Source organism: Lentzea sp. HUAS12, from assembly GCF_024125735.1.
GTDB lineage: Bacteria > Actinomycetota > Actinomycetes > Mycobacteriales > Pseudonocardiaceae > Lentzea > Lentzea albida.
The window spans coordinates 6,542,974-6,561,225 of the sequence record NZ_CP099738.1; the positions used below are offsets into that span (position 1 = coordinate 6,542,974).

Consider the following 18,252-nt stretch of genomic DNA (forward strand, 5'->3'; position numbering starts at 1 on the left):
AGGATGCCTTGTCCGTGTCGATTCGTGCGTCCGAACCCCCGACATCCGTCCCGAAATTCGTCCGATGACTTCGCAACGTCTTGGTCACGCGCTTGACAGACGCGGTGACGCAGCACACGCTGTTCCGCATTGGTCTACACCACTTGGACGTTCCGGCCGAGAGCCGGGCTTGGTGAAAGGGCGCGAACTGTGAAGGGCTGGAGAGGACTCGCTGTCGGTGCCGCCGCGCTGGCAGTGGCCGTGTCAGGTTGTGGCACGAGCACGAGCAGCGGTGGCGGCACGGAGACCAAAGAGATCACCGTGTGGCTCATGGACGGCTCCGCGGCGCCGACCCTGACCGACGCCTTGAACAAGGAGTTCGAGTCGGCGAACGGCATCAAGGTCAAGTACGAGGTCCAGAAGTGGACCGGCATCCAGGAGAAGCTGACCACCGCGCTGGCCAGCAGCACGCCGCCGGACGTCATCGAGCTCGGCAACACCCAGACGGCGTCCTTCGCCGACCAGGGCACGCTGGCCGACCTGACCGCTGACGCGGGCCAGTTCAACGGTGGCGAGTGGCTCGGCGGTCTCAAGGACTCGCTGACGCTGAACGGCAAGCAGTACGGCGTTCCGTTCTACGCCGCGAACCGCACGGTCATCTACCGCACCGACCTGCTGCAGGCCGCGGGTGTCGCGCAGCCGCCGACCTCGCGTGCCGAGTGGATCGACGCGATCAACAAGCTCAAGGCCGCGAACGCGTCCAACCCGGACTTCCAGGCCCTGTACCTGCCCGGTCAGTCCTGGTACTTCCTGCTGTCCCTCATCTGGGACGAGGGCGGCGACATCGCCAAGCAGGACGGCGGCAAGTGGACCGGCACGCTCGACACCCCGCAGGCGAAGGCGGGCTTCGAGGCCTACAAGGCGATCTACGACGCGTCGGCCACCAAGAAGGTCCCGGCTGACATCGACGAGGCGAAGCCCCAGCAGATGGAGGTCTTCGGCACGGGCAACGTCGGCATGATGGTCGGCCTCCCGTGGGAGCTCGGCGGCGCCGTGAAGGCGAACGCGGACCTGGCCACCAAGACCGCGGCCTTCCCGATCCCGTCCAAGAAGGCCGGCTCGTCCGCCCCCGTGTTCCTCGGCGGCTCGAACCTCGCCATCCCGGCGTCCTCCAAGAACGCGGACGCGGCCAAGAAGTACCTGGCCCTGCTGTCGTCCAAGAAGTACCAGGACATGCTCGCCGAGGGCGGCGCGGTTCCCGGCACCTCGAAGGACACCGCGAAGCTCGCGAGCAACGCGATCGGCAAGGCCATGGCGGACTCGTCCCCCAACGGCAAGGTCACCCCGGTGACCCCGAAGTGGGCGGCCGTCGAGGCGGGCCAGAACCCGCTGAAGGACGCTCTCACCGCGTACCTGACCGGCGCGAAGTCGCTGGACCAGGCCACGAAGGACGCGAGCGACGCCATCACCAAGGCCATGGCCTAGCCAAGCTGAGATGACGGCCGTCGAAACGACCGAAACGGCAGCGCCGGCAGGGGACATCCCTCCGGCGCTGCCGCCTGCCGTGACGGGTGGGGCGCGCAAGCGCCGCCGCCGGGGCAGCGCCTTCGACCGGGCGCTGCCCTACCTGCTGCTCGCTCCCGCTCTCATCGCGATCCTCTGGCTGATCGGCTGGCCGGTCGTCTCCGTCTTCGTGACGAGCTTCCGCCAGCTGAACCTCGGCGAGCTGGTTCGCGGCGAGATCGTGTGGACGGGCCTCGACAACTACACGACCGTGCTGCAGGACGAGCGCTTCTGGGAAGTCTCGCTGCGGACCGTCGTGTTCACCGTCTCCGTCGTCGGGGCGTCGGTGGGCGCGGGCCTCGGCATCGCCCTGCTGATGCGCGTGCTGACGCCGTGGGTGCGGATCGCCCTGCAGATCGCGATGCTCTGCGCGTGGGCCATGCCGATCCTCGCGTCGACCACGGTCTACCAGTGGATGTTCGACCAGAACTACGGCATCTTGAACAAGACGCTGGTGCAGCTGGGCTTCGACTCGTTCGCCGGCTACTCGTGGTTCTCCTCGGGCTCGTCGACGCTGTCCGTCGTCGGCCTGTTGATCATCTGGCAGGCGATCCCCTTCCTCGCCTTCTCGCTGTACGCCGGACTCGTCGGCATCCCGCGCGACCTCTACGAGGCGGCGGGCATCGACGGCGCCTCGCCGTGGCAGACGTTCCGCGCGGTGACGTGGCCGGAGATCAAGTCGCTGCTGATGATGGTGACGTTCCTCTCGACCCTGTGGGACTTCAAGGTCTTCGCCCAGATCTGGGTGTTCCGCGAGGGCGGTCCCAGCGGGCAGAGCACGACGCTGCCGGTCCTGCAGTACCTGGAGGGCATCGCGAAGAGCCACTTCGGCGTCGCGGCCGCGATCTCCGTGCTGATGATGGTCATCCTGGGCCTGATCACGTTCCAGTACCTGCGGAAGCTCCTGCAGACCGAGGAGGGGAAGATCTGATGCTCAAGAAGTCGGCGGCCAACGTCGCTGGTCTCGCACTCGCTCTGTTCTTCCTCTTCCCGACGTACTGGATGATCACGACGGCGTTGAAGCCCAAGGGCTCGACGATCACGTCGGACTACGACCTCGTCCCGTTCTCGGTGACGTTCTCGAACTTCGTCACCGCGTGGACGAAGCCGGGCTTCCTGTCGTCGCTCGGCAACAGCCTCCTGGTGACGCTGACCGCGGTCCTGGCCGCGATCGTCATCGGCATCACGGCGGCGGTCGCCATGTCGCGCTTCGCGTTCCGCGGCCGCAAGAGCTTCGTGCTGCTGATGCTGGTCGCGCAGATGGCGCCGTTCGAGGCGTTGCTGATCCCGATGTTCCTGATGATGCGCGACCTCCAGCTCTACGAACACCTGTCGTCGCTGATCCTCGTGTACTTCGCGGTGACGCTGCCGTTCTGCGCGTGGACGTTGCGCGGGTTCGTCAACGGCATCCCGATCGAGCTCGAGGAGGCCGCGATGGTCGACGGGTGCGGCCGGTGGAAGGCGTTCCAGAAGGTGACGCTGCCGCTGCTCGGTCCGGGTCTCGTGGCGACCTCGGTCTTCGCGTTCATCACCGCGTGGAACGAGTTCCTGTTCGCCAAGGTGCTGATCCGCAGCCAGGACCTGGAGACGCTGCCCGTGTGGCTGTCCGGGTTCCAGACCGCGTTCGGCACCGACTGGGGTGGCGCGATGGCCGCGTCCGTCCTGTTCACCGTGCCCGCGCTGGTGTTCTTCCTGATCGTCCAGCGCAAGATGGTCGCCGGTGTCACCGCCGGTGCCGTGAAGGGATGACGCGTGGATCAGTTGGCCGCTGCCGTTCTGCTTCCCGGTTTCCACGGAACGACCGCCCCCGACTGGTTGCTGCGGCGGGTCGCTGACGGCCTCGGCGGCGTTGTGCTCTTCGGGCGCAACGTCGTCGACGACGCCCAGGTGACCGCGCTCTGCGGCGAACTGCGTTCGGTGCGCCCGGACGCGGTGATCGGCATCGACGAGGAGGGCGGCGACGTCACGCGTCTCGACGCGGGCCGCGGCTCCGAGGTGCCGGGCAACCACGCCCTGGGCGCGGCGGACGACCTCGACCTCACGAGGTCCGTCGCCGCGTCCATCGGGTCCCGCCTCGCGAAGTGCGGGATCTCGCTCAACCTCGCGCCGTCCGCGGACCTGGTGCTGACGCTGGACGACCCGATCATCGGCGTCCGCGCGTTCGGCTCGGACCCGGTGCTCGCCGCCCGGCACGTCGCCGCGTGGGTCGAGGGACTGCAGGCCGTGGGCGTCGCCGCCTGCGCCAAGCACTTCCCGGGCCACGGGGCGTCCACTGAGGACTCGCACGAGCAGCTGCCGGTGCTCCCCCGCACCGAGGAGCAGCTGCGGGCCGTGGAGCTCGTCCCGTTCCGGGCGGCCGTGAACGCGGGCGTCCGCTCGATCATGACCGGCCACCTCGTGGTCCCCGAGTGGGGTCCGCAGCCGGTGACGCTGAACAAGCACGCGATCGACCTGCTGCGCACCGAACTCGGCTTCACCGGCGCGCTGATCACCGACGGCCTGGACATGAAGGCCGTCGGCGGAGACCTGGCCCACGGCGCCGTGCGCGCACTGGCCGCCGGCGTGGACGCGCTCTGCCTCGGCGGGATCGCGTTGGACGACGACGATCTGCAGTGGCTGATCGACTCGATCGTCGCGGCGGTCAAGTCCGGTGACCTCTCCGAGGAACGGCTGACGCAGGCGGCCGCGCGGTCGCTGGCGCTCGGACTGCCGCCGTCCACAGTGGACGCGCATGACGCCGAGATCGGTCTCACAGCCGCTCGGCGTGCCATCGAGGTGCGCGGCCGGGTTAGTGTCGGTCCGAACCCGGTCGTCGTCGACCTCGTGGTGGACCCGTCGATCGCGGTCGGCGACGTCCCGTGGGGCCTCGGCCCGTACCTGCACGAGGTGCTGCCGGGCGCGGAGATCATCGCCGTGCGCGACGTCTCCGCGGCCGAAGTTGCGGAAGTCGCGGGTGACCGCACGATTGTGGTCGTGACCCGGGACGCGCACCGCCACACGAGCGCTCGACAACTGGTAACAAACTTAACTAATCTGGAGCTGGACGTCGTGCACGTCGAAACCGGCGTGCCAGGTCCGGACCTGGGCAGCGTCGCCCGCATCGACACCCACGGCGGTTCTCGGGTGAGCCTCCGAGCCGCGGCCGAGCTGATCCTGAAAGGCACGACATGACCACGCCAGGCCGTCACATGGCAGCGGAGATCGCCGCCCAGCCGTCGATCTTCTCGTCCCTCTACGAGTCGCGCTCGGCGATCGCCGAGGTGGCCGCCGTGATCCGCGAACGCGCGCCGCGCTTCGTGCTGTTCGCGGCCCGCGGCTCGAGCGACCACGCCGCGATCTACGCGAAGTACCTGACCGAGGTCCTGCTGGAGCTCCCGGCGGGCCTGGTCTCCGCGTCGACCACCACCCTGTACGGCGCCGAGCCGGACCTGCGCGACGTGCTGCTCGTGACGGTGTCGCAGTCCGGCGGCTCCCCCGACCTGCTGGAGGTCACCGCCTCCTACCGCAGGCGCGGCGCGCTGACCGTGGCCGTGACGAACACGCCCGACTCGCCCCTGAACGCGGCCGCCGAGCTCTCGGTGAACGTCTCGGCGGGCGTCGAGCACGCGGTCGCCGCCACCAAGACCTACTCGGCGACGTTGCTGGCCCTGTACCTGCTGGTCGACGCGGTGCGCGGCGGCAACGGCGAGGCGGCGGCCAACCTCGGCGAGCTGGCCCAGGTCACGCTCGACGCGTCGGCTCCGACCGTGGAAGAGGCGGTGCGCCGCTACCGGTTCGTGGACCGGGTCCTGACCACCGGCCGCGGCTACTCCTACGCCACGGCACTGGAGGCGTCGCTGAAGCTGGCCGAGACCTCCTACCTGGCGGCCCGCGCGTACAGCGGCGCCGACCTGCTGCACGGCCCGGTCGCCGCCGTCGACGGCGAAACCGCGGTGCTGGCGATCACGTCGCTGGGCAAGGGCGGCGACTCGCTGCGTGACGCCCTCGACGTGGTGCACCAGCGCGGTGCGGACGTCGTGGCGGTCGGCTCGGCCTCGGAGAAGGTCGGGGCGACGCTGTCGATCGGCATCCCGGAGACGGCCGAGGAAGTGGCGCCGGTGCTGGAGATCCTGCCCGTGCAACGCCTGGCCTACGGCCTGGCGCTGGCCCGCGGTGGCGACCCGGACAGCCCGCGCGGCCTGAACAAGGTCACCCGCACGCTCTGAGCCGCACCACCGGAAGAGCCCGCCTGGTCCCCCCAGGCGGGCTCTTCTCTGGTGACTCAGCCGAACACTTCTGCGACGAGCTTCGCCGTGATCTCCTGGAACGCCTGCGCCAGCGACAGGTCCGCGTCGTCGACGTAGTTCAACGCGGCGGTCAGGGACTTGCCGCCGTCGGCCGTGGCGTACATCAGCGCGCCGTGGCCGATCGCGCCGCCGTTGTGGCTGATCACCTTGCCGCTGCCCGTTTCCGTCACGAACACACCCAGGCCGTACGGCACCTTCGGGTGCGGTTCGAGCATCTCGGCGAGCAACGGTGCCGGCAGGAGCTCACCGCGCAGGAGCGCCCGGATGAACGTCCCCAGGTCCGCGGTCGTCGAGATCATGTCGCCGCCGCTCGAGACCCAGGACGGGTCGATGCGGGTGACGTCGACGATCCGCTCCCCGCCGTCGTCGTAGCGGTAGTAGGCGTGGGCGTGGGGCTCGGCGATCTCCGGACCGGTCGGCACCGACGTGTCGTTCAGCCCGAGCGGGTCGAGGACCAGCTTCCGCATCGCCTCGGCGATCGGCGTGCCGGTGACCTTCTCGACCAGCAGCCTGGCGATCACGTAGTTGGTGTTGGCGTAGCTCCAGTCCGTCCCCGGCTCGAACCGCACCGGCTTGGACAGCGCGAACCGCACCAGGTCCTCCGCCTTGTGCGACTGGAACCGGGCTTCCACGAACTCCTTGCCCTGCCAGAGGATTCCCGGCGCGACCGTGCCGTCCTCGTAGTACTCGCCGGTGTGGTTGAACAGCCCGCTGGTGTGCTGGAGCAGCATCCGGACCGTGATCCGGCGGTCGATCCCGAACTCGGGCAGGTGGTCGTCCACCGGGCCGTCGAGCTCGACCAGGCCGTCCGCCACGAGCCGCAGCACCGCGACCGCGACGAACGTCTTGGTGTTGCTGCCGATCCGCACGTGCCCGTTCGGCGGGGGTTCCGCGTTCCCGTCGATCTCACTGCGCCCGGCCCTCCAGGTGCTGTCACCGGATTCGTCGTGCAGGCGCAGCTCCACACCGGTGAAAGCGGCGTCGACCATTTCCTGGGCGATCTTCTGCATCGTCGTGCTCCTAACGGTTTCGAGGTGGTGGTCAGAGGCTGCGGGCGGTGATGTCGCCGTAGGACGTGGTGGCGCGGATGGTGATGCCGTCCGTGCCGTCGTTGCGCAGCGAGTTGGTGACGCGGCCGTGGGACGTGCCGGCGTCGAGCGAGGCGGACCGCGCGGAGGCGACGGTGATGTCGCCCTTGAGGGTGCTGATCTCGGCGGATCCGTTGAGGCGGCCCACGGTGACGTCACCGGCCTGGGTGGTGAGGCGGACGTCGGCGGCCTCGTCGATCTTGATGTCGCTCTGCGCGGCCTCGAACGCGATGTCGCCGAGACGTCCGACGCCGCGGAACTCGGCTGCGGCGACCTTGGCCTCGACCCGCGATCCGGCGGGCAGTCCGACGGTGACCTCGACGGCACCGGACGGGCCGAGGACCTTGCCGCCGGCCTCGGACGTGATGCGCAGGACGCCGTCGGTGAAGTCGACCTCGACCTGCGCGGCGGCCTTCACGTCGCGGCCCCGGGAGGCGTCGGCGGGGAGGACCTCGACGGAGGTGTCGGTGCGGTCGGCGGCGATGAACTGGACCCGGCCCGCGGGGATGTCGAGCACGGTGGCGATGGGGACGGGGGTGGCGAAGGTCTGCATCTCTGGCTCCTGTGGCTCGGTGTTTCTGATGAGCGAAACGCTACGTTGCGTTTCCAAATCTGGCCAACAGGTTCGTTGCACGAAAGCCTTGTTTATGCACCTCAAAGCAGCAATATCGTTGCAACGGTCTGGATTTTCAACGCAACGTTGCGTTGCAATGGATTGATTCTGAATGCTGCGGGCGCACCAAAAAAGGGCGCCTCCCCCGGTTCGCGCGGGGAGGCGCCCTTCTCGGTCGTTCGGTGTTCTACTGGCCCGCGGTGGCGTACCCGGCCGCGACGGGCGGTGCGACGGGCACCTCCGCGTCGAAGACGACCCGGCCGTCGACCCAGACCTTCTTGGGCCGCAGGTCGTCGTCCCACCACACGAGGTCCGCGACGGCACCCGGCGCGAGGCGGCCGAGACCGGACTCGCCGATGACCTCGGCGGGCACGATCGTCGCCGAGGCGAGGGCGTCGGCCACCGGCACACCGACGGAGACGATGTTCCGCACGGCGCGGTCCAGCGTCAGCGCCGAGCCGGCGATCGTGCCCTCCGGCGAACGCGGCACGCCGTCCTCGGTGAGCAGCACGTCCGCGCCACCGAGGTGGTAGCGGCCGGGCGGCATCCCCGCGGCGGCGACGGCATCGGTGACCAGCGCGACCCGTGCACCGGCCGCGTTGAACACGAGGCGGCACACGTCCGGGCCCACGTGGGCCAGGTCCGCGATGAGACCGAGGGTGAAGCGCTCGTCGACCAGAGCCACGCCGGGCACACCGGGTTCGCGGTGCCCCAACGGCCTCTGGGCGTTGAACAGGTGCGTCACCATCCGCGCACCGGCGTCCGCGGCGGCCCGCGTCTGCTCGCCGGTGGCGTCCGAGTGGCCGACGGCGACGAGCACGCCGGCCTCGGCGAGCCTGCGAACGGCTTCGAAACCACCCGGCTGCTCGGGTGCCATCGTCACCATCCGCAGCGCGCGGCGGATCAGGTCGTCGTCCAGCAGCGCCGAGATCTGGTCCGGACCAGGCTCGACCATGAACGACGGGTCGTGCACCCCTGCCCGTTTGGGCGACAGGAAGGGGCCTTCGAGGTGCACGCCCAGCGGCCGCGCACCCACCCCGTCCGGCAGCGCGGCGGAGGCGGCGAGCACGGCACGGGCCTGCCTGAGGACCACGTCGACCGGTGCGGTGATCAACGTGGGCAAGAACCGGGTCACACCGGTGGACGGCAGAGCTTCGGCCACGGAACGCATCCCGTGGGCGTCCACCTCGGCGAAGTCGACGCCGACGGCGCCGTTCACCTGCACGTCGACCAGGCCCGGCGTCAGCAGGCCGTCGGACAGGACCTCCGCGCCGGGTGGTGCTTCACCGGTGGTCACCTCGACGATGCGGCCGTCCCTGATCCGCACCGAGGCAGGACCGACGATCGTGCGACCGAGCAATGCGCGCGGTGCTGCGACAACGGCGTCCAAGATCCCTCCTTGAATGGTCCAGACCATTATGGCCACAACTGCGGTTCTCGTCACGTGTCGTTAGTAGATAACCATCTCACATAGCATTTGGTGAATGAAGCCCGAAATGCCCGGCATGCCACGAAGATGACCATCTGTGGCGCATACTGGGCACCAGACATCCGAGGTCTACGACGAGTTGAGGGTGCTGTGGCAGTCACCGACGATGCGATCCTGCGCGTCAAGGAGATGATCGTTTCGGGCGAACTCAAGCCCGGCGACCGCCTCCCGCGAGAGGCTGACCTGGCAGAACGCCTCGGACTGTCCCGCAACTCGCTGCGCGAGGCCGTCAAGGCGCTGTCCCTGGTGCGCGTTCTCGACGTCCGCCAGGGCGACGGCACGTACGTCTCGTCACTGCGCGCGGACGACCTGCTCGGTGCTCTGTCCTTCGTGCTCGACCTGCACCGAGGCGAGGATTCCGTCTTGGAGGTCCTCCAAGTACGCCGCATCCTGGAGCCCGCGGCGGCCGCGATGGCCGCCCAAAGGGTGGAACCGGACGAGATCGTGAGGCTCCGCGCCCTCTGCGACGCGGCCGAGAGCGCCAAGTCCGTCGAGGAGCTGGTCGAGCACGACCTCGACTTCCACCGCGCCATCGCCGAGTGCTCGGGCAACGCCTACCTGGCCCAGCTCCTCGACACCCTGGCCGGCCCCACCGTGCGGGTGCGGATCTGGCGCGGCATCACCCAGTCGAACGCCGTGGACCGCACGGTGGCCGAGCACCGCGCCATCGTGGACGCGCTGGCCGCACACCAGCCGGAGCTCGCGCGCAGCTGGTCCACGGTGCACGTGGCGGGCGTCGAGCAGTGGCTGTCGGACCTGGCTTAGTCGAAGTCGCCGCGCTTGACGGCGTCCAGGAAGCCGGTCCAGCCGGGCACGACGATGGTCGAAGCCTGATTCTTGGAGTCCCGCACCAGCGCGATGGCGCCGTTCAGCGCAATCTCGACGCAGTTGCCGTTTCCCCCGCTGTTGCTGCGGCTGCCCTTACGCCACACGACGGACACGTCGATCCCTACCTCTCGGCAGCCAACCTCTCGATCAACGCGGCGGACTCCTCCGGGGTCAACGCCAGCTTCGAGAGGTGCTTGAAAGTCAGGGTAGCGGACTTCACCCGAGCCGGATCCTCGATGTGGATCGATCCCTCGGTGTGTTCGACGTACAGCACGCGAGGGTCGCTGGGGTAGGGGAAGTCCAGCAACGCGAATGAGCCGTTGTACCCCTCGTGCAGGCCGATCGAGTCGAGGATGACCTGCAGGGTGACGTTGGGCAACTCGCTCACTTCGTTGATGTGCAGCAGCTGCTCGCGGTCCGCATGCCGAAGCGCGGACTCAGTGATGATCGCGTGGTACTCCACCGGTTGGTCACCACGGAGGCGCTGCTGCCTGCGCCCTCGAATCGCGACCTGATCCTCGACCCACCTCTTCGACCGCGGCGCCCGCACGCTGGCGAACAGCGCACGCATGTACTTCCTGGTCTGCACCAGGCCGGGGATGTAACTGGCCTCGAACGTCCTGATCACCGTGGCGTCGTGTTCGAGGCTGATGTAGCCCTGGTCCTCCAGCCGGTACTGGTGCCACCACGCCTTCTCGTCCGCGAGCTGCCACATCTCGACGTACGGCTCCTGGTCGTCGGCGATCACGCCGTACACGTCCAGCATCGTCTCGAACGCGGAGTAGTCCGGCACCTAGCCGTTCTCGATCCGGCTGACCTTCGCGATGTTGTAGCGCAGCCGCTCGGCGATGTCCTTCTGGCTGAGCCGCGCCCTCTCGCGCAGCGCCTGGAGGGCCCTGCCGAGGCGCCGCTGCCGGAACGTGGGTTCGGACACGAATGAGACGTTATCGGCGTGATCTGGAATCTGAGATTCTCACCGCGCCTAGACCTGGCGCAGCTGTTCCAGGACCACCCGAACGGCTGGCTGCCCGTCCGCCCGGTTCCGCACCACCGCTGACACAGTCCGGAAGATCTGCTGCGTCAACGGCCGCAACGCCACCCCAGGCCGCCGAGCCACCGAGGGCACCAGCGCCACCCCGAGACCCGCCTCGACCAGCCCGCACATCACCCCGAAGTCGTCGCAGTAGGCCTGCGCCCGCGGCACGAACCCGGCAGCACCACACGCCCGCTGCGTCAGCTCGTGGCACGAAGCGTCGGTGCGCGGCATGATCCACGGCCGGTCCGCCAACACCGAAAGATCCACGGAATCCTGCTGCACCAACGGATCCGACAACGGCAGGGCGACGTTCACCGGTTCCACGAACAGCTCGAACGACTCGCACGACTCCGGCAGCGAGCGCGGCATGATGTTGTACGAGTGGATGACCGCGATGTCGATGTCCCCGCGCCGCAACGCGGGCAGGGACGCCTCCGGTTCCATCTCGTGCACGAACAGGTCCACATCGGACCCGTGCTCGGACCGCAGCACCTGGATCACGCGCGGCAGCAACGCGGCGACCGACACGAACGCCCCGACGCGCACCACGCCGGACACCGAGGTCCGCAACGACGCCAGGTCGGCTTCGGCGGCGGCGAGTTGGTCCAGCACCAGTTGCGTGTGCGCGGCCAGCACGTGCCCGGCGCGCGTCAACGCCAACCGACGCCCGTCCCGTTCGACCAGGGCGACGCCGGCCTCGCGTTCCAGGGCCGCGAGCTGCTGGGAGACCGCGGGCGAGGTCACGTGCAGGGCCTCGGCGGCGGCCGTGACCGTGCCGTGGACCGACAAAGCGTGGAGCAGCCGAAGCCGCCGTACGTCCAACACAAAGCTCAGCTTAACGTTCCGAGCAGAACTTCTAACTGGAACTTCGCGAAAACTGGAGCCACGCTGGAGTCATGTTCGGACGAGTGCTGGTAGCGATGGTCACCCCGTTCACCCCCGACGGTGACCTGGACCTCAAGGGTGCGCAGGAGCTGGCGGCGCACCTCGTCGACAAGGGCGGCGCGGACGGGCTGGTCGTCAACGGCACGACCGGCGAGGCGCCCACCACGACCGACGCCGAGAAGGCGCAGGTCATCAAGGCCGTGAAGGAAGCGGTCGGCGACCGCACCCAGATCCTCGCGGGCGTTGGCACCAACTCCACGCGGCACACCATCGAGCTCGCCCACCAGGCGGAGGCCAACGGCGCCGACGGCCTGCTCGTCGTGACGCCGTACTACAGCAAGCCCACGCAGGAAGGCGTCGAGAACCACTTCCGGCAGGTGGCGAACGCGTCCGGGCTGCCGGCGCTGCTCTACGACATCCCCGGCCGCACCGGCACCGCGATCGACACCGAGACGCTGCTCAGGCTGTCGGAGCACCCGCGGATCGTCGGCGTGAAGGACTGCAAGGTCGACCTGCTCGCGACCGCCCGCGTGATCGCCGAAACCGGCCTCGACTACTACTCCGGCAACGACGAGCTGATCCTGCCGCTGTACTCGATCGGCGGCGTCGGCACGGTCAGCACCGTCGGTCACGTCGTCGGCAACGAGATCAAGGCGATGCTCGACGCCTACGACGAGGGCGACAACAAGGAAGCGCTGCGCCGCCACCAGGCGCTGCTGCCGGTGATCACCGCGATCATGACCCGCGAGCCCGGTGCCGTCGCGGTCAAGGCCGCACTCAACCTGCTCGGCCTGCCGTCCGGTCCGGTCCGCGAGCCGCTCGTGGGCGCCACGCCCGAGCTGATCAACGAGCTGAAGGCCCTGTTCTAGAGCCCGTAGATCCGGCGAGCGGTGTCCCCGAAGATCGCGGCCTGCTCGCCGGGCGTCAGTTCCGACACCAGTTCCCGCGCGGTCCCGAGCCATTCGTCGTAGGTGGCCGCGAGCAGCACGACCGGCCAGTCCGAGCCGAACATGAGCCGCGAAGGCCCGAACGCGTCCAGCACGACCTCGAAGTACGGCCGCAGGTCCGAGATGCTCCACGACGTCCAGTCGGCCTCGGTGACCAGGCCGGACAGCTTGCACGTCACGTTTTCGTGCGCCGCCAGCGAGCGAACCAGTTCAGCCCACTCCCCCGGATCCGTGCCGATCGCGGGCTTCGAGCAGTGGTCCACCACGAAAGCCACGTTCGGCAACGCCGCCACGGTCCGGCGCGCGGCGGGCAGTTGACGCGGTAACGTGAGCAGCTCGTACACCAGCCCGTGCGCGCCGACCTGCTGGAGGCCGTGCCGGACGTCCTTGCGGCACAACCACTCCGGATCCGGCTCGCCCTGCACCTGGTGCCGGATCCCGCGCAGCCACGAGCCGTCAGGGCTGTCGACCAGCTCGGACAACGCCTCGCCCACCCCCGCGGACGTCAGGTCGACCCAGCCCACCACCGCGCCGACGACGTCCGAAGAAGCCGCCACGGCGAGGAACTCCGGCGTCTCCTCCGGCACGCACACCGTCTGCACCAGCACGGACGTGGCGACCTCCGGTGCCGCCGCGACGAAGTCGGGCTCCGCGAACGACCGGCGGATCGCGCCCATCGGCGGATCGGTGATCCAGTCCTGGTCGCGGACGGACAGGTCCCACAGGTGGTGGTGCGCGTCGACGATCACGGCGTCGGCACCTCCGCGCCCAGCAGCCCCGACGACTTCAGGTCCTCCCACAGCCCGGGAGGGATCGAAGCCGAGAAGGAGGCCGCGTTCGCCGTCATCTGCCCGGCGTTGCGCGACCCGATCACCACCGACACCACGGCGGGGTGGCCGAGCGCGAACTGGATCGCCACCTCGGGCAACGTCACGCCGTGCCGTTCGCAGACCGCGGCGATGTCCCGGGCGCGCACGATCAACGAAGGGGGCGCGTCCTCGTAGTTGTACTTGGCATCGGCGGGAACGACCGGCTTCGACAGCAGCCCGGAGTTGAACACCCCGCACGCCACCACCGACACACCGCGCTCCACGCACGCGGGCAGGAACGACGGCAGCGAAGGCTGTTCCAGCAGCGTGTACCGCCCGGCCAGCATCACCACGTCGACGTCGGTCTCGCGGACGAACCGCTCCGGCATCTCCCACTGGTTCATGCCGACGCCGATCGCGCCCACCACACCCTGCGACCGCAACGACTCCAGCGCCGGGTAGGCCTCGCCGAAGGCCTCGTCCCAGAAGTCGTCCGGATCGTGGATGTACACGATCTCCACCCGGTCCGTCCCGAGTCGCTCCAAAGAGGACTCAAGAGACCGCTTCACGCCATCGGCCGAGTAGTCCCGCACACGACGGAACGACCGCGGCACCACGAAACCCTCGTCGTCGAACCCGTCCCCGTCGAACGGCTCCAGCACCCGCCCGACCTTGGTCGAGAGGACGAACTCGTCGCGCGGCTTGTCCCGGAGGGCTTCGCCGATCCGCCGTTCCGACAGCCCGAGGCCGTAGTGCGGCGCGGTGTCGAAGTACCGGACACCGCTCTGCCAGGCCGCTTCCACCGCTCCGACGGCCTCCTCGTCGGAGATCGCCCGGTACAGGTTGCCGATCGGCGCGCCGCCGAAGCCCAGACGAGAAACAGCGACCTTCACGGCAGCTCCCACACGAGTCGCACAGACGGTTCGGCGCCGGAGTAGTCGTCGGAGACCTCCAGCAGTTCGGCCATCCGAGCCTGCCACGGCACGTTGGCCGGGTGCGAGGCCAGATGTGCGCGCATCGCGCGGTAGTCGTCGACCTCGACGAGGTGGAACAGCTCGCGCCCGGAACGCCAGATCCGCCAGGAGTGCACGCCTGCCTCGCGCAACGCCTCGTCCAACTCCGTCGGAATCGTCGCGTGGACGCGGTCGTAGTCGGCCTCGCGCCCCTCGCGCAGCCGGGTGTGCAACGCCACGGTCTCCAACGCTCACTCCTGCTTCTGCCCGGTGGCGAACCGCGTCACGATCAGCGCGAGGATGATCACCGCACCGTACGACGCCTTGATGTAGAAGCCGGAGACACCCTGCAACCGCAGGATCTGCTCCACCAGCCCCAGCATCAGCACGCCGGACAACGCCCCGAACAGCGTGCCCTTGCCGCCGTTCAACGAGATGCCGCCGATCACGGCGGCCGCGAAGACCTGGAAGATCATGCCCTCGCCCTGCGTGGCGGCGACGGACCCGAGCCGTCCGGTCATCAGGATGCCCGCGACCACCGCCAGCACCGAGCCGATGATCAGCACGGTCCACACCACCCGGTCGACCCGGATGCCCGCAGCCCGCGCCGCCTCGGAGTTGCCGCCGATCGCGTACAACGACCGCCCGGCGCGCAGGTACTTCAGCACGAAGATGCCCGCGGCGTAACAGACGATGCAGATCCACACCGCCGCCGGCAGCCCGAGCCACGTCGTGGAACCCAGGTACAGGAACGACTCCGGCACGTCGATCAGCGACTTGCCCTCGGTGATCGCGAGCTGCAGACCGCGCAGCATCGTCAGCATGCCCAGCGTCACCATGAACCCGGACAACCCGACCTTGAGGATCAGGAACCCGTTCAGGCCACCGATCGCGATGCCGATCAGGATGCACAACGGCAACGCGAGCCAGGCCGCGAGACCGACGTCGAGACCGCCGGCCGACGCCGGGATGATCAACGCGACGGCCAGCGCGGGTGCGAGACCGACCGTCGACTCGAGCGACAGGTCCATCTTGCCGACGATGAGGATCATCGCCTGGCCCAGCACCAGCAACGACAGCTCGCTCTGCTGGGTCAGCACGGCGATGAGGTTCGCGGGCGTGAGGAAGATCGGCGACAGGACCGCCCCGATCACCAGCAACAGGATGATCACCGGGACCAGCGCGAGGTCCTGGTAGCGCGCCAGCCGGAACTTCTGCTTCTCGGGCGCGGCCGGTGCCGGGACCGGCGGTGTGATGGCCTTGGTCATTCCATTCCCTCAATCGCCGAGATCAGTTCCTGGTCACGCCAGCCGCGGCCGAACTCCCGCACGACCCGGCCGTGGAACAGCACCAGCACGCGGTCGCACACCCGCAGGTCGTCGAGCTCGTCGGAGACGACGATCGCGGCCTTGCCCCGACGCGCCTGCGCGTCGACGACCCCGAGCAGCGACTCCTTGGACTTCACGTCGACACCCGCGGTCGGGTTGATCAGCACCAGCACGGACGGGTCACCGGCCAGGGCCCGTGCCATCACGACCTTCTGCTGGTTGCCGCCGGACAGGTCCGAGACGGGCTGGTCCGGCCCGGCGGCCTTCACGTCGTAGGAGGCGATCGCGGTGCTGCCGGCCGCCCGTTGCGCCGACGGCCACACGAACCCGCCGGCCGTGCTCATCGTCGCGTTCTCCGCGATCGACAGGTCGAGCACGAGCCCCTGGTGGTGCCGATCCCTTGGCACACAGCCGATTCCGGCTTTCAAAGCAGCCGGAACGTCACCGCCGCGCACCACGGAACCGTCCACGGCGATCGAACCCGAAACCGGCTTCCGCAGCCCGTAGACGGTCTCCGCGAACTCGTGCTTGCCCGACGACGCGCTGCCCGCGAGCCCGATGACCTCGCCGCGCGTCGCCGCCAGCGAGATGTCCGAGAAGTGGTCCCCGCTCAACGACGACACGGTCAGCACCTCCTCGGCAGAAGACGGCCGGTCGTCCCCGGAAGGCACGTTCAGCCCTCCGGCCTCACCGGTCATCGCCTCGATCAGGTCGGGCTTGGACATCTCCGCGACCGGCGCGGTGACGACGTGCCGCGCGTCGCGGTAGACCGTCACCGTCTGGCAGACCTCGTAGACCTCCTGCAGGTGGTGGGAGATGAACAGGAACGTCACCCCCTTGTCCTGCAACGACCTCATCCGGTCGAACAGCCGCTCGATCGCCGGGCCGTCGAGCTGCGCGGTCGGTTCGTCGAGGATGACGAACCGCGAGCCGATCGACAGCGCCCGCGCGATCTCGACGAGCTGGCGTTGCTCGACGGTCAGCGTGGACACCAGCGCGTCCGGCCGCACCGCCACGTCGTAGGTCTCCAGCAACTCCGCCGCCTGCAGGCGCAGCCTCTTCCAGTTGATCAGGCCGCCGCCGAGGTCCTGCCGGTTGATGAACAGGTTCTCGGCGACCGACAGCTCCGGCACGACCGTCGACTTCTGGTAGACGCAGGCCACGTGCCGGCGCCAGGCCGAGCGGTCGGCGACGGGCGGCGCGGGTTCGCCGAAGAAGCTCACCTCGCCCGCGTCCGGCACCTGCATGCCGGTGAGGACCGAGACCAGCGTCGACTTGCCGGCGCCGTTGCGGCCGACGAGCGCGTGCGACTCACCGGCGCGGACCTCGATGCCCACGTCGTCCAGGGCGAGGGTCTGCCCGAACCTCTTCGTCACGCCTCGCGCGACGGCCGCGAACTCGGACATCAGATCTGGTTTCCCCAGAACGCCTTGTCGTCGACGTTCTCCTTGGTGATCAGCGGCGCGGGCAGCTGGTCCTCCAGGCGGCCGCCGCCGGTGTCGACGATGGTGGAGTCGTGGTCGGTCGGGCCGGGCTGGAACGTCTTGCCCTCGACCGCGGCCTTGGCGTAGAAGAGCGCCCACTGCGCGTAGAGATCGGCCGGCTGCGAGACGGTCGCGTCGATTTCGCCCTTGCGGATGGCCTCCAGCTCCTGCGGGATGCCGTCGTTGGAGACGATGAAGATGTGCTTCGGGTCGGTCGGCGGCACGATGAGGTTCTTCTGCCGCAACACCTGCAGCGTCGGCGTGAGGAACGCGCCACCGGCCTGCATGTAGATGCCGTTGATGTCCGGGTGCTGGTTGAGGCGGGTCTGCAGGGCCGCGGACGCCTTCGGACCCTCCCAGTCCGTCGGCTCCTCGAACACCGTGATGCCGGGGTAGTTCTGCTTCATGCAGGCGGCGAACGCCTCGGAGCGGTCACGGCCGTTGACCGACGCCAGCGCGCCCTGGAACTCGACGACCTTGCCCTTGCCGCCCAGCTTGTCGCCGAGGAACTTGCAGGCCTTCTCGCCGTACGCCTTGTTGTCCGCGCGCACGACCATGTAGGTCTTGCCCTTGTCCGGACGGGTGTCGACGGTGACGACGGGGATGTTCGCCTTCTCCAGCCGGTCCAGGGTGGACGCGATGGCGCCGGTGTCCTGCGGCGCCATGATGATCGCCTTGGCGCCCTGCGACTGCAGCGACTGGGCGTTGGCGACGAGGTTCTCGACCTTGTTCTGGGAGTTGGTGGGGTTCAGCAGGTTGACGCCGAGGTCCTTGGCCTTCTCCGGGAAGTACTTGATGTAGGAGTTCCAGAAGTCGGTGTCGGCACGCGGGTGGTCGGCGCCGATCGGGCCGACGCCGCCTGCTCCCGATCCGGTGGTCCCGCCACCACAGGCGGACAGTGTCAGAGCACCGGCGAGGGCGAGGCACACCGCGGCGGTGAGGTTGCGACGCTTCATCGTTGAGT

At 69.0% G+C, this 18,252-nt stretch carries 20 protein-coding genes; 7 read left to right on the top strand and 13 right to left on the bottom strand.

Annotated elements, in window-relative coordinates:
- Positions 1 to 189: 189 nt before the first annotated feature.
- Genes ND450_RS29995 through ND450_RS30015 form a run of 5 tightly spaced genes read left to right on the top strand, consistent with a single transcriptional unit; the run spans position 190 to position 5,747 of the window.
- Positions 190 to 1,464 carry a sugar ABC transporter substrate-binding protein gene (locus tag ND450_RS29995; protein ID WP_089908579.1) on the top strand — a complete coding sequence of 425 codons (1,275 nt, stop codon included), beginning with the start codon at positions 190 to 192 and terminating at the stop codon, positions 1,462 to 1,464.
- A gap of 10 nt (positions 1,465 to 1,474) precedes the next feature.
- Entirely contained in the window at positions 1,475 to 2,473 is a 999-nt protein-coding gene (locus ND450_RS30000) for a carbohydrate ABC transporter permease (protein ID WP_089908576.1), read from the top strand.
- Positions 2,473 to 3,291, top strand: a complete 819-nt coding sequence (locus ND450_RS30005) for a carbohydrate ABC transporter permease (RefSeq protein ID WP_253321830.1) — start codon at positions 2,473 to 2,475, stop codon at positions 3,289 to 3,291. Before ND450_RS30000 ends, ND450_RS30005 begins: the two co-directional genes overlap by 1 nt.
- 3 nt (positions 3,292 to 3,294) lie before the next feature.
- The gene (locus tag ND450_RS30010) at positions 3,295 to 4,713 is read left to right on the top strand and encodes a glycoside hydrolase family 3 protein (RefSeq protein ID WP_253321831.1); all 1,419 of its coding nucleotides are present in this window, start codon (positions 3,295 to 3,297) and stop codon (positions 4,711 to 4,713) included.
- 17 nt (positions 4,714 to 4,730) lie between these two features.
- A complete protein-coding gene (locus ND450_RS30015; protein WP_371927438.1) occupies positions 4,731 to 5,747 on the top strand; it encodes an SIS domain-containing protein in 1,017 nt (338 codons plus the stop codon).
- Positions 5,748 to 5,803: 56 nt separating this feature from the next.
- On the opposite strand, the gene ND450_RS30020 is transcribed toward ND450_RS30015, so the two are convergent.
- The 3 genes from ND450_RS30020 to nagA all read right to left on the bottom strand — a co-directional run bounded on the left by ND450_RS30020 (position 5,804) and on the right by nagA (position 8,919).
- Complete coding sequence (locus tag ND450_RS30020) at positions 5,804 to 6,838, bottom strand: serine hydrolase (protein ID WP_253321833.1); 1,035 nt, start codon at positions 6,836 to 6,838, stop codon at positions 5,804 to 5,806.
- A 31-nt stretch (positions 6,839 to 6,869) separates the two neighbouring features.
- Complete coding sequence (locus ND450_RS30025; protein WP_253321834.1) at positions 6,870 to 7,469, bottom strand: DUF4097 family beta strand repeat-containing protein; 600 nt, start codon at positions 7,467 to 7,469, stop codon at positions 6,870 to 6,872.
- A gap of 247 nt (positions 7,470 to 7,716) precedes the next feature.
- The gene (nagA, locus tag ND450_RS30030; protein ID WP_089908560.1) at positions 7,717 to 8,919 is read right to left on the bottom strand and encodes an N-acetylglucosamine-6-phosphate deacetylase; all 1,203 of its coding nucleotides are present in this window, start codon (positions 8,917 to 8,919) and stop codon (positions 7,717 to 7,719) included.
- A 189-nt stretch (positions 8,920 to 9,108) separates the two neighbouring features.
- Here nagA and ND450_RS30035 point away from each other — a divergent pair, with 189 nt between their 5' ends.
- Positions 9,109 to 9,783 (top strand): FadR/GntR family transcriptional regulator, encoded by a 675-nt coding sequence (locus ND450_RS30035; RefSeq protein ID WP_253321835.1) that lies wholly within the window; start codon positions 9,109 to 9,111, stop codon positions 9,781 to 9,783.
- On the opposite strand, the gene ND450_RS30040 is transcribed toward ND450_RS30035, so the two are convergent.
- Genes ND450_RS30040 through ND450_RS30055 form a run of 4 tightly spaced genes read right to left on the bottom strand, consistent with a single transcriptional unit; the run spans position 9,780 to position 11,707 of the window.
- Positions 9,780 to 9,959, bottom strand: coding sequence for a DUF397 domain-containing protein (locus ND450_RS30040; protein WP_371927440.1), 180 nt, complete (start codon positions 9,957 to 9,959; stop codon positions 9,780 to 9,782). The two genes, ND450_RS30035 and ND450_RS30040, sit on opposite strands and share 4 nt — an antisense overlap.
- 8 nt (positions 9,960 to 9,967) lie before the next feature.
- Entirely contained in the window at positions 9,968 to 10,639 is a 672-nt protein-coding gene (locus tag ND450_RS30045; RefSeq protein WP_253321836.1) for a DUF5753 domain-containing protein, read from the bottom strand.
- Complete coding sequence (locus tag ND450_RS30050) at positions 10,640 to 10,780, bottom strand: helix-turn-helix transcriptional regulator (RefSeq protein WP_253321837.1); 141 nt, start codon at positions 10,778 to 10,780, stop codon at positions 10,640 to 10,642.
- Between the two features lie 48 nt (positions 10,781 to 10,828).
- Positions 10,829 to 11,707, bottom strand: coding sequence for a LysR family transcriptional regulator (locus ND450_RS30055; protein ID WP_089908548.1), 879 nt, complete (start codon positions 11,705 to 11,707; stop codon positions 10,829 to 10,831).
- A gap of 71 nt (positions 11,708 to 11,778) precedes the next feature.
- On the opposite strand from ND450_RS30055, the gene dapA reads away from it, so the two are divergent.
- On the top strand, positions 11,779 to 12,636 hold the full coding sequence (dapA, locus tag ND450_RS30060; protein ID WP_253321838.1) for a 4-hydroxy-tetrahydrodipicolinate synthase: 858 nt from the start codon (positions 11,779 to 11,781) through the stop codon (positions 12,634 to 12,636).
- On the opposite strand, the gene ND450_RS30065 is transcribed toward dapA, so the two are convergent.
- The 6 genes from ND450_RS30065 to ND450_RS30090 are packed head-to-tail and all read right to left on the bottom strand — an operon-like array spanning position 12,633 to position 18,244.
- Positions 12,633 to 13,463 carry an amidohydrolase gene (locus ND450_RS30065; RefSeq protein ID WP_253321839.1) on the bottom strand — a complete coding sequence of 277 codons (831 nt, stop codon included), beginning with the start codon at positions 13,461 to 13,463 and terminating at the stop codon, positions 12,633 to 12,635. The two genes, dapA and ND450_RS30065, sit on opposite strands and share 4 nt — an antisense overlap.
- A complete protein-coding gene (locus tag ND450_RS30070) occupies positions 13,460 to 14,416 on the bottom strand; it encodes an aldo/keto reductase (protein WP_253321840.1) in 957 nt (318 codons plus the stop codon). Before ND450_RS30070 ends, ND450_RS30065 begins: the two co-directional genes overlap by 4 nt.
- Positions 14,413 to 14,715, bottom strand: coding sequence for an L-rhamnose mutarotase (locus tag ND450_RS30075; RefSeq protein WP_253328034.1), 303 nt, complete (start codon positions 14,713 to 14,715; stop codon positions 14,413 to 14,415). The genes ND450_RS30070 and ND450_RS30075 overlap by 4 nt, the downstream gene beginning before the upstream one ends.
- A gap of 12 nt (positions 14,716 to 14,727) precedes the next feature.
- Positions 14,728 to 15,744 carry an ABC transporter permease gene (locus ND450_RS30080; RefSeq protein ID WP_253321841.1) on the bottom strand — a complete coding sequence of 339 codons (1,017 nt, stop codon included), beginning with the start codon at positions 15,742 to 15,744 and terminating at the stop codon, positions 14,728 to 14,730.
- Positions 15,741 to 17,210: a sugar ABC transporter ATP-binding protein gene (locus ND450_RS30085; protein ID WP_253321842.1), complete on the bottom strand. Its 1,470-nt coding sequence runs from the start codon at positions 17,208 to 17,210 to the stop codon at positions 15,741 to 15,743. The genes ND450_RS30080 and ND450_RS30085 overlap by 4 nt, the downstream gene beginning before the upstream one ends.
- Positions 17,210 to 18,244, bottom strand: a complete 1,035-nt coding sequence (locus ND450_RS30090) for a sugar ABC transporter substrate-binding protein (RefSeq protein ID WP_253321843.1) — start codon at positions 18,242 to 18,244, stop codon at positions 17,210 to 17,212. Before ND450_RS30090 ends, ND450_RS30085 begins: the two co-directional genes overlap by 1 nt.
- Positions 18,245 to 18,252: the final 8 nt, after the last annotated feature.